A 12,879-nucleotide genomic window follows, 5' to 3' on the forward strand; every position below is an offset into this window, starting at 1 on the left:
CACGCCGGCCACGGCGGCTACAACGCCGATCCAAAGGTCAAGGCCTCGAGCATCGTGGTCGACTTCATCACGCCGGAGACCGAGACCTCGATCTGGTACTTCTGGGGGATGGCACGCAACTTCAATCCACACGACAAGGCGCTCACGGCCAGCATCCGGGAAGGCCAGGGCAAGATCTTCTCGGAGGATCTGGAGATGCTGGAACGCCAGCAGCAGAACCTTCTTGCGCATCCCGAGCGGCAATTGCTGAAGCTCAACATCGACTCGGGCGGCGTCCAGTCCCGCCGCGTGCTCGAGCGCATCCTCGCAGCCGAGCAGGCGGACACCGCAGCGGTGTCGAACACGGCTGCGACGGCGACTGTGTCGGCCTGACGCGATCTTCATTGCACGGAGAACCCCAGTGAATGCTTCAGACCTGCAGGTGCGCGTGGCGCGCAAGACGACCGAGGCGGTTGACATCGCCAGTTTCGAGCTGGTGCGCGACGACGGCCGCCCGCTACCCGCGTTTTCCGCGGGATCGCACGTCGATGTGCACCTCCCGGGCGGCCTGACACGCCAGTACTCGCTTTGCAACGACCCGGGCGAGTCGCACCGCTACATGATTGGCGTGTTGCGCGACACCGGTTCCCGCGGCGGCTCGCGCGCCATGCATGATGAGGTGGCCGAGGGCGACCTACTGCACATCAGTGCTCCGAAGAACCACTTTCCGCTGGCCCATGGTTCGGCCCACAGCATCCTCCTGGCTGGTGGCATCGGCGTCACGCCGATCCTGTGCATGGCCGAGCGACTGGCCGTCACCGGCGCGCCGTTCGACATGCACTACTGCGTACGCTCGCCCGACCGCGCGGCGTTCCGCGAGCGCATCGAGCGCTCGGGCTTTGCCACGCAGGTGGCGTTCCATTTCGATGACGGTGAAGCCGCGCAGAAACTGCAACTCGACGCGGTCCTGGCGGAGCGCCGCGCCGGCGTGCATCTGTACGTCTGCGGCCCGAAGGGCTTCATGGACTGGGTACTGGGCACGGCCCGCGCGGCCGGCTGGCCCGAAGAACAACTGCACTACGAGTTCTTTGGTGCCGAGATCGCCAAGTCCGAAAGCGACGAGAGCTTCCAGGTCAAGTTGGCGAGCTCCGGGCGGATCATCGCGGTGCCGAAGGACAAGACGGTGGTCGAAGCACTGGCCGCCGCCGGTATCGAGGTCGCCACGTCCTGCGAGCAAGGCGTATGTGGCACCTGCCTGACGCGCGTGCTGGAAGGAGAGCCCGACCATAAGGACATGTACCTGACGCCGGAAGAACAGGGTGCCAACGACCAGTTCACGCCCTGCTGCTCGCGCTCGAAGTCGCCCATGCTGGTACTGGACCTCTGAGGCGCGCGGCGATGCGCTCTAACGTGAAGGATGCCGCCCAACGCGGCCGTGGCATCGGATGTCATGTGCGATGCGAAGGACGGTGTCCTCCGCCTATCTGTGCTGAACGACTTCGATAGCAATAGGCAGGCGCTACTCGACAGGGTTCAGTACGCAGTAGTTCCCTACGTCTGCTTCGGCGACCGGGTCAGCTTCGACGTTGAATCGCCGGAGAGACACTGGCAGGTCTGTGATCCGGCCGACACGGGCGACTTCGGCATGCGGCTGTCACCAAGTTCGAAGCGGCTCCTATACCGTCATAACGCAAGTCGCGGCGGACGCTCTCGGCTTTCCGGTCGGGCGCCGCACAAAGCGCCGCGCGGGCAGCGGCGTCATGGCCTCATCTGTATTAGATGCCGAGGCTTCAAGTGATGAAAGCCGGCCCATTCCGGCCGTTCCAATGACCAAGCCGGCCGGCTGGGAGGCAGTGTTGCCGAGACCATTGGCAGCCGCTCGCCAGCGCACATCTTGAAACCGGAATGCATCACTTTGTGTCCAATGTCGACTTACCGCCAGCGGCCGCGCGCGACGGCAGGCCGTCATTCGAGTTGGGGTCCTTGACGCGCGGATCCTTGGAGATAGCATTGTTCATCGCATCGATGGGCGTGGTGGTGCGTGCACCGGCGTCGGACGTCGATCCGCCGGCCTTGCTATCGCTGGCGCTCGGCTTAGAGTCCTTGTAGCCATTGACCGATCCGGCCGCTGATGAATTGGTGTTGGGCGGCGGACCGCCGTTTGGGCTACCGCCAGCAGCGCCGCCCCCGGTTTGGGCGAATGCGCAACCGAAGCCAAACGCAAGGCACGCGGACAGCGCGACTGATTTCAGTTTTGTCATGTGAGTCTCCTTCAGTGTGACGTGGAAAGCAGCGAGTTCGCGCTCACAACGCTTTCGACGGTGTGCGCGCCTTTCGCGCGTGTCTGTCGGCGGCACCCTACGCAAATTGCCCTCGACGCCTCCTTGTGGATGGGCGTGACATCCAAGTTGCTCGGTGATAAATCGCCTTCAGCATCGATCGCCTTAATGGCGCGGCCGGCGAGTGTTAAGTCGTGGTCTTCTTGTTGGAATTCCAAGTCGGCCCGCAGAAGGATCGACTGCGCAACGTGCTGCGCAAATGCCGCAATCGCCCACGTCGTGCACACCGCTGTAGAGTGGTCTTTTCAAACCCAAGTCATTGCACAAGCTCTCCCTTTGAGAATCCTGATCAATACGCTGTTGGTGGTCGCGTGGACCGCTACCGCTGGCCGCGACCCAGTCAGCACCCGCAATCGCTGCGGGGTCTGCTGCCCGCATCGAAGTTGTCTTTTCGCCGGAAGCAGGCTCTGCAGCGCTCGTCATCAAAGTGCTCGATTCGGCGCACCAATCCATCCGGCTGCCCGCCTATTCATTCACGTTCGTCGATGACAAGGGCAACAGGGGAAAGTCGAGCATCGCGGCGATGAACCTCATCGCAGGGGCTGGCATTCCGATCCGCGCGATCTCTTCCTATGCGATCCATCACGACAAGTACATCGTTGTCGACGGCAGGCACACGGAAACGGGCTCTTTCAACTACAGCCAAGCTGCTGCGAAATCCAATTCGGAGAAAGTCCTCGTGGTGTGGGACAACGCGAGCCTGGCGAAGCGCTACCTTGCGCACTGGGAGAGTCGCTGGGCGCAAAGCTTTGCCGTCGAGAGCAGCTATTGATCGACGGCATGATATTGGGGGCGCTGCCTAGACTAGGCTGCTATGGGGAATGAATCCGGACCGAGCTGTCAAAGGTCCGCGGATGGGCGGCGTGCGTGTTGCCGGCTTGAGACCGATCCGGAGCGGGAGCGTCGCCGACATGTGCATTGCTGGTGCCGAGTGCGCGCGGCGATGGGATGTTCTCTGCCAATGTCGCCAGCGCGCAAGGTGACGCTGTCGCTGCGCACGAGCGTTGGTACCGACCGTTTGAAATCGCGTTCATGGCAGCGTGCTCGGTGGACCTCGCGGCAAGATTCCCGCCAGGAAGGATTCGATGCGCACCATCTGGACACGCCCGTTGGCGACAGCGGTCGAGCTTGATCTTGCGGTAGCGATTGGCCAGCGATAGTCACGAATGGCGCTGGAAGCCCGTCGGCAGCACATGCAGCAGGAATCGGCAGACGAACTCCTGCGCACCCAGGCGCAGGACCTTGCGTCGCCACTCGTGGCGATAGTCTTTCCACGCGAAGGCCACCTGGACGTCGACGAAGCCAGCGGCGACAGCACCCGTACCGGCACACTGTTCGTCACCGTGATCGTCCATACCTTCAACTACAAGCGCGACTACCACGTTGGCGTCGAAGAGGTCGCCCGGACCGGAGCCGCCCGCACCCGCATGGGAAGACACCCGGACGGCAGGCGATCCAGTGCTGGCCGTCCGGGGCCACCCCGCCGCCGGGCACGGCCTGCGTGCATCTGCATGGCAAGGGACGCAAGCAGCGGTCTGTGCCGCTCTGGCGATCAACGGTCAAGGTGATCCGCGCCTGGCTGAAGTCCAACCCGGACCTGACTCCCACGTCGGCGCTGCTGCCCAACCGTGGAGGACAGGCGATGACGGGATCCAACGTGACGCAGCGCCTGGCATTGGCCGTCAAGGCCGCCGCGCTCACGATGCCGAGCCTGGGCGGGAGAACTATCTCACCGCACTGCCTGAGGCACTCGACGGCCATGCACCTTCTGCAGTCGGGCGTGGACATCAGCGTGATCGCCCTGTGGCTCGGACACGAGAGTCCGGCGACAACGCATCAGTACGTAGAGGCCGATCTCGCCATGAAGGAGAAGGCGCTAGCCAGGCTTCAGGATCCCAACCTGGTCCCACGTCGGTTCCGGGCGGACGACGAGCTGTTGAAGTTCCTCAAGACGTTGTGATTACGCGCAGTTCAGAGGCGCGACCGCCGTCTTCGTACGAGGCCGGCAACGTCGCGCTGCTGGACCAACTGTTCATAACTACGCGCTGTGCATAACGCTGCATACCCGCCTTGCTGCAGGCGACACGATCGCGCCAAGCCCCTCCCCTCCTCGTCGACATGCGCAACGGTCGCGCCTTCGAAAACGCGCATGGCCGCGAACCAATAAACGCACTTCCCAAGCCACGGGACCTCCCGCACAGTCGCTGCAACGACAACGGCCGGAGCAAACGTGCAGGTTCCCATTCAATTCGCGACGCAAGCCGCCGACTGGCCGCGCCGCGATCCCGTTCCGGGGCGAGCGGCGCGCCTGCTGAATTGCCTCTACGCCGGCATCGCCGCGATCGCCGCGTCATTGATCGCCGTCGAAATCGTGCTGCTTCTGGCGTCGGTGTTCTGGCGTTATGCGCTGCATCGTCCGTTGGTCTGGTCAGACGAGGTGGCAAGCGTGGTGCTGATCTGGGTCGGCGTGCTTGGCGCAACGCTCGCAGGCCATGGAGGGCAACACATTCGCATGAGCGCGTTGGTCTCCGCGCTGCCTCGGCATGGCGACAAGTTCGCCGCCGTCGCGAGCGTGGCGACACTGGTGACACTGGGTACGCTTATCCCAGTGGCCGTCGAATATTGCTTCGCTGAATGGGGCCAGTCATCGCCCGCACTTGGGATTCCGAACGTGGTACGTCATGCGGCGCTGCCGGTCGGCCTCTCGCTGATGCTGGTCTCCGAACTCGAACTCGTCATACGGCGACGCGCGTGGTCGCACATCGCGGTTGCAGCAGTTGGCGTGGGCATCTTGGTCGCGGGCTTCTACGGTTTCTCCGAACAGATAGAAGCACTGGGTCATTGGTCACTGCTGCTGTTCTTCGTGGTGCTCGGCGCCTTGCTGGTCACCGGCATCCCCATCGCGTTCGCATTTGCTGCGGCGAGCGCCCTGTACGTTCTGTGCGCTGACGGTACGCCCATGAGCATCGTCACCATGCGCTTCGAGGAAGGCATGTCGCACCTGATCCTGCTCGCGATACCGCTGTTCGTCGCGCTTGGCCTCCTGCTCCAGGTGACCGGGCTCGCACAGGCCATGATCGGATTTCTCGCGTCACTGCTTGGGCGCGTGCGCGGGGGGCTCAACTACGTGCTGATCGTGGCGATGTACGTGGTTTCCGGCATCTCGGGTTCCAAGGCCGCGGACATCGCGGCGATCGCGCCGGCACTGTTCCCGGACATGAAGCGCCGCGGCTACGACGAAGGAGACATGGCTGCCCTGCTCTCCGCATCGGCTGCGATGTCCGAGACCATCCCACCGAGCCTCGTGTTGATCACAATCGGTTCGGTGATGGGCATTTCGATCTCGACCTTGTTCAAAGGCGGATTGATGCCGGCGCTGGTGATCGCAGTCGCGCTGTGGTTGTATGTCGCATTGCGTGCGCGCAAGTTGCCCAAGCCTTCGGCCCGGAAGGTTCCCGCGCGCGAGGTCGGCCACCTCTTTGTTGTCGCGCTGCCCGCGTTCGGGCTGCCCTTCGTCATCCGCGGCGCCATCGTCAACGGCGTGGCGACCGCCACCGAGGTGGCGACCCTCGGCATTGTCTACGCACTGCTTGCCGGCTGGCTCATCTACCGGTGCCTGGACCTGAGAAAGCTGTATCCATTGCTGGTCGAGACGGCAACCACTTCCGGCGCGATCCTGCTCATCATGGGCACCGCAACGGCGATGGCCTGGGTCATCAGCCAGTCCGGCGTGTCCAATGAATTGGCCGGGCTGGTGAAGACGCTGCCGGGCGGGCGGGCAATGTTCCTGCTCGTGAGCATCTGCATCTTCATCCTCGTCGGCTCGCTGCTCGAAGGCATTCCGGCCATCGTGCTGTTCGCACCGTTGCTGTATCCAGCCTCGCGCGCCCTCGGCATCGACGACGTGCACTACGCGATGGTTGTGATCCTGGCGATGGGAATCGGCCTTTTCGCACCGCCGATCGGTGTGGGCTTCTACCTCGCGTGCGGCATGGGCAAGGTCGAGACCGCGCTCGCCTCGCGGCACATCTGGCGGTACCTCGCCGTCGTGCTTGCCGGCTTGCTGGTCGTTGCCTTCGTTCCTCAATTGACACTGCTCAAGTACTGAAACGAGACCTACATGTCCCTTCCCGAATTCAACCTTGGCGAGTTGCCGCCGTTGCAGGACCGCCATATCGGCAGCGTCTTCGCCCGCGCGCTGGACAAACACCCCGACAAGCTCGCGGTGCACGACACGCGCGAGGGCCTGACTTACCGTGAGCTGCACGACAGCGCGTTGCTGATTGCAGGCGGCCTGTCACGCCTCAACGTCGGTCGCCAGGAGACCGTGCTGATGATGCTGGACAACCACGTCGACTTCGTGCGGTGCTGGATGGCCACCGCGCTCACGGCGCGCATCGAAGTGCCGATCAATACAGCATATGTGGGTGCCTCGCTGTCTCATGCGATCAACACGTCCGGCGCCAAGGTGATGATCATCGAGGCGCAGTACGTGGAGCGTGTGCTTGCGATCCGCGGCGAGCTGGAGGAACTGCGCACGCTGGTCGTGCGCGGCAACAGCGATACCGTCCATGCACCGCGCCTGAGCGTCATGAATTTCGGTGAACTGCGACGCGGCGTGCCGGATTCGCCGGCCGAGCACAGGGCCTCGGACGCGATCGCGATTCTTTACACCTCCGGGACCTCGGGCCCTTCCAAGGGTTCGATCAACAGCCAGGCGCATGCCTACACCTATGCCCACCCATCCATGTTCGGTGCGGCGAGCGAAGATGACGTGGCGCTGATCGTGCTGCCGCTGTTCCACATGGGCGGCCAATGGGCTGGCGTCTACAACGCGCTGGTGGCGGGTGCCAGCGCGGTGATCGTGCCGCGCTTCAGCGCGAGCGCGTTCTGGGAGACCGCGGCGCATTACAAGGCGACTTACTGCTTCCTGCTTGGCTCGATGGTGCACTTCCTGCTTGGCCAACCGCCGGGGCCGAAGGACCGCCAGCATGGCCTGCGGAAGATGCTGCTGGTTCCAGTGCCGCAGGAACTGCCGCATTTCCAGGAGCGCTTTGGCATCGAACAGGTCGCGGCCGCCTATGGCTCGACCGAGGCCGCGGTCGTGAGCCGTGCACCGGTGGGCTTCGCCGAGGCCGGCAAGGCGGGCTGGGTGCGCAGGGAAGTGCAAGCTGTCGTGGTCGATGCCGAAGGCCTGCCGGTGCCGCAGGGTGAGGTCGGCGAACTCTGGGTCCGGCCGATGGAGCCGTGGACCATGATGAACGGCTACATCGCCATGCCGGAAGCGACCGTGGCGGCCTGGCAGAACTTCTGGTTCCACACTGGCGACGCCGCACGCTTTGCGGAGGATGGGCAGATCGTCTTCGTCGATCGCATCAAGGACGCGATCCGGCGCCGCGGCGAGAACATCTCGAGCTTCGAGGTCGAGCAGGCCATCGGCGAGCACCCGGAAGTCGAGGAATGCGCGGTCGTGGCCGTTCCGAGCGAATACGTCGAGGATGAAGTCAAGGCCTGCGTCGTCATCCGGCCGGGCGCGATGCTCGACCCGTCACAACTCGTGGCCTTCCTCTCGACCCGCCTGCCCCGCTTCTGCCTGCCGCGCTACGTGGAATTCATGCCGGGGCTGCCGAAGACGGCAACCGCGAAGGTGAAGAAGGCAGAGCTGCGCCTCCAGGGCGTCACAGCGAACACCTGGGACGGGCTGCAGGAACAGCGTGACAGGCAATCAACGGAAAAGGCGACCAGCGAATGAAGACAGAACAGCAGATGAACTTCGAGCGCGACGGCGTCGTGCACATCCCCGCCGCGCTCACCGGACACTGGCTGGACGAGGCGCGCAAGTGCTTCGAATGGAGCATCGCGCACCCGGGGCCGCGAAGCTCCAACTACACCAAGGGCGACTCAGGCACCTTCTATGTCGACACCGGCAACCCGGAAGCCTTCGACGGCTACGCGAGTTTTCTCGAACACGCGCCGCTCAAGGACCGAGTACGCGAGGCGATGGGCACGCGCGAGCTGTGGTTCGCCTTCGAGCAGGTGTTCTTCAAGGAGGGCGGCGCCGAGAAAGCCCAGCGCACGGCCTGGCACCAGGACACTTCGTACCTCAGCTTTGACGGGCCGCATCTGGCCGTGCTGTGGATGAGTTTCGATCCGGTGCCGCGAGAGTCGGCGCTGGAATTCGTACGCGGCTCGCACAAGGGACCGCTCTACGAGCAGCGCGGCGTGGGAACGACCGGCCTGCCGCCGGTTCCGCGCATCGAGGACGCACGCGAGCACTTCGACATCCTCGGGTGGGCCATGGCACCGGGCGATGCACTGATGTTCCATCCGTCGATCCTGCACGGCGGTGGCCCGACACGCGCGGGGCAGCGCCGCCGCACGCTGTCGCTGCGATTCTTCGGCGACAAGGCCTTCTACCTGCAGCGCGCGTTCGGCAAGGACACCCCCGAATGCTTCCGCGAACTGCGCCTCGAGAACGGACAGCCGTTTCGCGGCGAGGCCTTTCGCGCGCTTCCCTGAATCGACAACACCATCACAACGGAGACGGACACCATGGACAAGAGAAGCTTCCTGAAGTTCAGCATTGCGGCGGGCACGGCCGGATTCTCGATCGGCTCGATGGCCAAGAGCAACTTCAAGTTCAAGTACGCGCACAACGCCCCGACGGACCATCCGCTGCACATCCATGCCGCCAAGGCCTGCGAGAAGATCGCGCAGCGCACCAACGGCGCGGTGCAGATCGACGTGTTCCCGAACAACCAGCTCGGCGGCGACACGGAGATGCTCGGGCAACTGCGCGCCGGTGCAATCCAGTTTCAGACGCTGTCGACGCTCATCCTTTCGAACGTCGTGCCATCTTCCGCGATCAGTGGCGTTGGCTTTGCCTTCAAGAACCACGACGAAGTATGGGCCGCGATGGACGGCAAGCTCGGAGGCCTGATTCGCGCCGACATCGAGAAGGCCGGGCTGGTGCCGATGGAAAAGATGTACGACAACGGCTTCCGGCAGATCACCAACAACGTCAAGCCGATCGTGAACGCGCGCGACCTCGAAGGCCTGAAGATTCGCGTGCCGGTGAGCCCGATGTGGCTGTCGCTGTTCAAGTCACTCGGCGCGGCTCCGACCTCGATCAACTGGTCGGACACCTACGTGGCGCTGCAGACCAAGGTGGTCGACGGGCAGGAGAACCCGCTCGGATTCATCAACCTGGCCAAGCTCTACGAGGTACAGCAGTTCTGCTCCAAGTCCAATCACATGTGGGACGGCATGTGGTTTCTCGCGAATGGCAAGGCGTGGGCCTCGATGCCAGAGGACCTGCGCAAGGTCTGCGCCGATGCCTTCAACGAGGAAGCCATCGCGCAGCGCAAGACCAACGAGAACCTGAACAACAACACAGAGCAGACCCTGCGCGGCAAGGGCCTGAAGTTCAATGACGTGGACGTGGCCAGCTTCAAGGCGCAACTGCGCACGAGTGGCTTCTACAACGACTGGAAGGGCAAGTTCCCGAAGGAGATCTGGACCGCGTTCGAGAACGCGACCGGCGCCACCTCATGAACTGGCCGATGCGAGTTCCGGCCAGTGCTCGGCCTCGAGCTTGATCCATTCGATGAGCTTGCGCGTCGCCAGGTTGGGCGCGTTTTCCGCAGGCCAGCCTGCGACCCAGGTCGTGCTCAGCGCTTCGACTGGCGCAGCGCTGACCTTGCCTGCGAGCAGCGCAGCAGCCGCCGCCGAATAAGGGACCACCAGCGAGATCATTCCGGATTGCACGAGGTCGAGTCCGAGGTGCAGCGCCTGGATGTCCATGACCACGTTGAGGACCAGGCCGCGCAGGGCGCACTCGCGGTCGAGTCCGAGCGACTTTCGATTCGAGCGCGCCACCACCAACGGCTGCCGCACGACCCACTCGAGGTCGACCGGCCGGTTCATTCGCAGGCCTGCGTCGACGTGGCTCACGGCTACCACCGGCTCGGTGCGCAGGTTGTGCATGACGATGGGCAGGCCGGACGCATCGTCCCCAATGAAGATCGCGCAGTCGAGCGTGCCATCGCTCAGCATCTTGGCCAGGTTGTACGACAGGCCTTCCATCACCTCGAGGTGGACACGCGCGTACGCATTCCGATAACGCGTGATGAGTGACACGCCCATGGCCTCGCGCACCGAGGGTGGCATGCCCATTCGCAACGTGCCGGAGGGCTCGCGATCGAGCTCGTTGACCTCGCGCTTGAGGTGGCCGATCTGGGTCAGCAAGGACCTCGCGCGTTCCCGCAGCAGTTCGCCGGCCTCGGTCAGCACCACGCCACGCGTGTTTCGCTCGAACAGCGCGACGTCGAATTCGCGCTCGAGCAGCTGGATCTGGCGCGTCAGCGCCGACTGGGAGATGTACTGGTACCGCGAGGCGAGCGACAGGCTGCCGGCGTCCGCGGCCGCGACGAAATGTTCGAGTCGTCGTATGTCCATGACGGTTGCGGCCGCTACGCGAAGCGCGGCGCTCGCTTCTCGAGGAAGGCGGACACGCCTTCCTGGAAATCGGACGTGCCGGCACAGGCAACGAAGGATGCGGCCTCCGCGTCGAGCTGCTGATCGAGGGTGCGTTCCAGCGATTCGCGCACCAGGCGCTTGAGCCGCCCCAGCGCCTCGCGCGGGCCCTGGGCAAGACGCAGTGCCATGGCCTCGGTCTCGGACTGCAGCGACGCGGCGGGAACGACCCGGTTCACGAGGCCAAGGCGCAAGGCCTCGTGCGCTTCCACCGGCTCGCACAGCAGCGCGATCTCCAGGGCGTGGCGCAGTCCCACCAAGCGCGGGAGCGCCCAGGAGGTGGCGCAATCGGAGCTGGCGCCGATCTTCGGATAAGCCAGGTTGAAGCGCGTGCCTTCCGCGGCAATGCCCAAGTCGCAGGCCAGTGCCAGTCCCAGCCCGCCGCCGGCCACCGCGCCATGCAGGCTTGCGATGACCGGCGCAGCCAGGCGCGCAAGAATGCGGATGCCACCGTGCATTCCTTCGATCAACGACTGCGCGGTAGCCTGCGGGTCGTCGCGCATCGCGCCGAGATCTCCGCCGGCCATGAAGGCGCGACCTTCGCCGCTGACGACGACGACGCGCACCTGCGGGTCTTCTGCAATCCGTTGGCAGGCCATCCTGAACCCTTGCGCCACGGCCACATCGATCGCGTTCAGCGAGCGGGGGCGGTTGAAGCGGATGTGCGCCACGCCTTCGGGGCTGCGCCAATCAAGCACCGGCTCGTCAGCGCTCGCTCGCTCTGGGTAGCTCATGCCGCGGCCTCCACCACCTCGTGCTCCATGGGGGGCACCTGGTAGCGCGTGGCGGCACCCGGTTCCTTCTTGACCCGCGACAGTTCATGGCGAGCCAGCGTGCGCAGGTGGACTTCGTCAGGCCCGTCAAAGAACCGGAACGCACGGCCCCAGCTCCAGAGAAAGGCCAGTGGCGTGTCGGGCGTCAGCCCCATCGCGCCGAACACCTGGATTGCCCGATCCAGCACGCGGGTCTGCAGCTGCGCCGCGACCAGCTTGATCGCCGACACGTCGATCTGCGCGGCCTTGTTCCCCTGCTCATCCATGACCCAGGCAGCACGCAGCACGAAGAGTCGCGCCTGGTCGATCTCGACGCGCGAGTAGCCGATCCAGTCCTGCACGTTCGCGAAATCGGACAAGCGCTTGCCGAAAGCCTGCCGCTGCAAGGCGCGGTCGCACATGAGGTCCAGCGCCAGTTCGCACTGTCCGATGGTGCGCATGCAGTGGTGAACCCGACCCGGCCCGAGGCGCGCCTGCGCCAGCGCGAAGCCCGCGTTCTCCTCCCCGAGGAGGTTGGACACCGGAACCCGCACGTCGCGGTACTCGATCTCGCAATGGCCTTCGGGCGTGTGGTGGTTCATGATCGCCACATTGCGCACGATGCGTACACCCGGGGTGTCCAGCGGCACGATGACCATCGAGTGCCGCGCATGTCGCGGCGCTTCGGGGCTCTGGTCACTCACGCCCATCACGATCGAGACGCGGCACAGCGGATGCAACGCGCCGGTGATGAACCACTTGCGGCCGTTGATGACGTAGTCGTCGCCCTCGCGATGGATCGTGGTGCGGATGTTGGTGGCATCCGACGAGGCCACGTCGGGCTCGGTCATCGAGAAGCAGGAGCGGATCACGCCATCGAGCAACGGCACCAGCCAGCGACTGGCCTGCGCCGGGGTCGCGAACAAGTGCAGCAGTTCCATGTTGCCGGTGTCGGGCGCATTGCAGTTGAAGACCTCCGAGGCCCATGGGATACGACCCATGATTTCGGCAAGAGGGGCGTATTCGATGTTCGACAACCGCGTACCCGGCTCGCCCGAACGCAAGCCTGGCAGGAACAGGTTCCAGAGTCCCTCGGCACGGGCCGCTCGCTTGAGCGGTTCGACGATCTCGCTCGGAAAGCGCCCCTTCGCCGCGATGCGCTCCCACGCGGCGTTCTGCGGAAGCACCCGGTCATGCATGAAATTGCGCAAGCGGCGTTGCAGCGCGAGGTTGGCTTCGGTGTAGGCGAATTCCATGAGGGACGTGTTCCTTGG

At 64.5% G+C, this 12,879-nt stretch carries 10 protein-coding genes and 3 pseudogenes; 8 read left to right on the forward strand and 5 right to left on the reverse strand.

Going from position 1 to position 12,879, the window contains the following annotated elements; genetic code table 11:
• Positions 1-372 (forward strand): annotated as a pseudogene (locus HB681_RS26740) (aromatic ring-hydroxylating dioxygenase subunit alpha); the annotation flags it as partial.
• A gap of 28 nt (positions 373-400) precedes the next feature.
• Complete coding sequence (locus HB681_RS26745) at positions 401-1,366, forward strand: PDR/VanB family oxidoreductase (RefSeq protein WP_213957917.1); 966 nt, start codon at positions 401-403, stop codon at positions 1,364-1,366.
• A 523-nt stretch (positions 1,367-1,889) separates the two neighbouring features.
• On the opposite strand, the gene HB681_RS26750 is transcribed toward HB681_RS26745, so the two are convergent.
• The gene (locus HB681_RS26750) at positions 1,890-2,240 is read right to left on the reverse strand and encodes a hypothetical protein (RefSeq protein WP_213957918.1); all 351 of its coding nucleotides are present in this window, start codon (positions 2,238-2,240) and stop codon (positions 1,890-1,892) included.
• Between the two features lie 454 nt (positions 2,241-2,694).
• Between HB681_RS26750 and HB681_RS26755 the strand changes: the two are divergent.
• Positions 2,695-3,090, forward strand: a pseudogene (locus tag HB681_RS26755) (phospholipase D-like domain-containing protein); the annotation flags it as partial.
• A gap of 388 nt (positions 3,091-3,478) precedes the next feature.
• Here HB681_RS26755 and HB681_RS26760 read toward each other — a convergent pair.
• Entirely contained in the window at positions 3,479-3,673 is a 195-nt protein-coding gene (locus HB681_RS26760; RefSeq protein ID WP_213957919.1) for a transposase, read from the reverse strand.
• A gap of 140 nt (positions 3,674-3,813) precedes the next feature.
• Between HB681_RS26760 and HB681_RS26765 the strand changes: the two are divergent.
• The 5 genes and pseudogenes from HB681_RS26765 to HB681_RS26785 form a co-directional block, all read left to right on the forward strand.
• A pseudogene (locus HB681_RS26765) lies at positions 3,814-4,278 on the forward strand (tyrosine-type recombinase/integrase); the annotation flags it as partial.
• A 270-nt stretch (positions 4,279-4,548) separates the two neighbouring features.
• Entirely contained in the window at positions 4,549-6,426 is a 1,878-nt protein-coding gene (locus HB681_RS26770; RefSeq protein ID WP_345944752.1) for a TRAP transporter large permease subunit, read from the forward strand.
• 12 nt (positions 6,427-6,438) lie between these two features.
• Positions 6,439-8,070, forward strand: coding sequence for an AMP-binding protein (locus HB681_RS26775; RefSeq protein ID WP_213957920.1), 1,632 nt, complete (start codon positions 6,439-6,441; stop codon positions 8,068-8,070).
• Positions 8,067-8,837, forward strand: coding sequence for a phytanoyl-CoA dioxygenase family protein (locus HB681_RS26780; RefSeq protein ID WP_213957921.1), 771 nt, complete (start codon positions 8,067-8,069; stop codon positions 8,835-8,837). The genes HB681_RS26775 and HB681_RS26780 overlap by 4 nt, the downstream gene beginning before the upstream one ends.
• Positions 8,838-8,870: 33 nt before the next feature.
• Positions 8,871-9,872 (forward strand): TRAP transporter substrate-binding protein, encoded by a 1,002-nt coding sequence (locus tag HB681_RS26785; protein ID WP_213957922.1) that lies wholly within the window; start codon positions 8,871-8,873, stop codon positions 9,870-9,872.
• On the opposite strand, the gene HB681_RS26790 is transcribed toward HB681_RS26785, so the two are convergent.
• The 3 genes from HB681_RS26790 to HB681_RS26800 are packed head-to-tail and all read right to left on the reverse strand — an operon-like array spanning position 9,867 to position 12,861.
• Complete coding sequence (locus HB681_RS26790; protein WP_213957923.1) at positions 9,867-10,775, reverse strand: LysR family transcriptional regulator; 909 nt, start codon at positions 10,773-10,775, stop codon at positions 9,867-9,869. The genes HB681_RS26785 and HB681_RS26790 overlap by 6 nt on opposite strands.
• 14 nt (positions 10,776-10,789) lie before the next feature.
• A complete protein-coding gene (locus HB681_RS26795; RefSeq protein ID WP_213957924.1) occupies positions 10,790-11,587 on the reverse strand; it encodes an enoyl-CoA hydratase-related protein in 798 nt (265 codons plus the stop codon).
• Positions 11,584-12,861 carry an acyl-CoA dehydrogenase family protein gene (locus HB681_RS26800; RefSeq protein WP_213957925.1) on the reverse strand — a complete coding sequence of 426 codons (1,278 nt, stop codon included), beginning with the start codon at positions 12,859-12,861 and terminating at the stop codon, positions 11,584-11,586. The genes HB681_RS26795 and HB681_RS26800 overlap by 4 nt, the downstream gene beginning before the upstream one ends.
• Positions 12,862-12,879 lie beyond the last annotated feature (18 nt).

It is taken from the genome of Variovorax sp. dw_954 (assembly GCF_018449755.1).
Taxonomy (GTDB): domain Bacteria; phylum Pseudomonadota; class Gammaproteobacteria; order Burkholderiales; family Burkholderiaceae_C; genus Variovorax.

Bases quoted from the DNA above. Each gene is read 5' to 3' on its own strand.
- HB681_RS26750 (WP_213957918.1), bottom strand. From the start codon at position 2,240: ATGACAAAACTGAAATCAGTCGCGCTGTCCGCGTGCCTTGCGTTTGGC.
- HB681_RS26800 (WP_213957925.1), bottom strand. From the start codon at position 12,861: ATGGAATTCGCCTACACCGAAGCCAACCTCGCGCTGCAACGCCGCTTG.
- HB681_RS26790 (WP_213957923.1), bottom strand. From the start codon at position 10,775: ATGGACATACGACGACTCGAACATTTCGTCGCGGCCGCGGACGCCGGC.
- HB681_RS26785 (WP_213957922.1), top strand. From the start codon at position 8,871: ATGGACAAGAGAAGCTTCCTGAAGTTCAGCATTGCGGCGGGCACGGCC.
- HB681_RS26775 (WP_213957920.1), top strand. From the start codon at position 6,439: ATGTCCCTTCCCGAATTCAACCTTGGCGAGTTGCCGCCGTTGCAGGAC.
- HB681_RS26760 (WP_213957919.1), bottom strand. From the start codon at position 3,673: ATGGACGATCACGGTGACGAACAGTGTGCCGGTACGGGTGCTGTCGCC.
- HB681_RS26795 (WP_213957924.1), bottom strand. From the start codon at position 11,587: ATGAGCTACCCAGAGCGAGCGAGCGCTGACGAGCCGGTGCTTGATTGG.
- HB681_RS26780 (WP_213957921.1), top strand. From the start codon at position 8,067: ATGAAGACAGAACAGCAGATGAACTTCGAGCGCGACGGCGTCGTGCAC.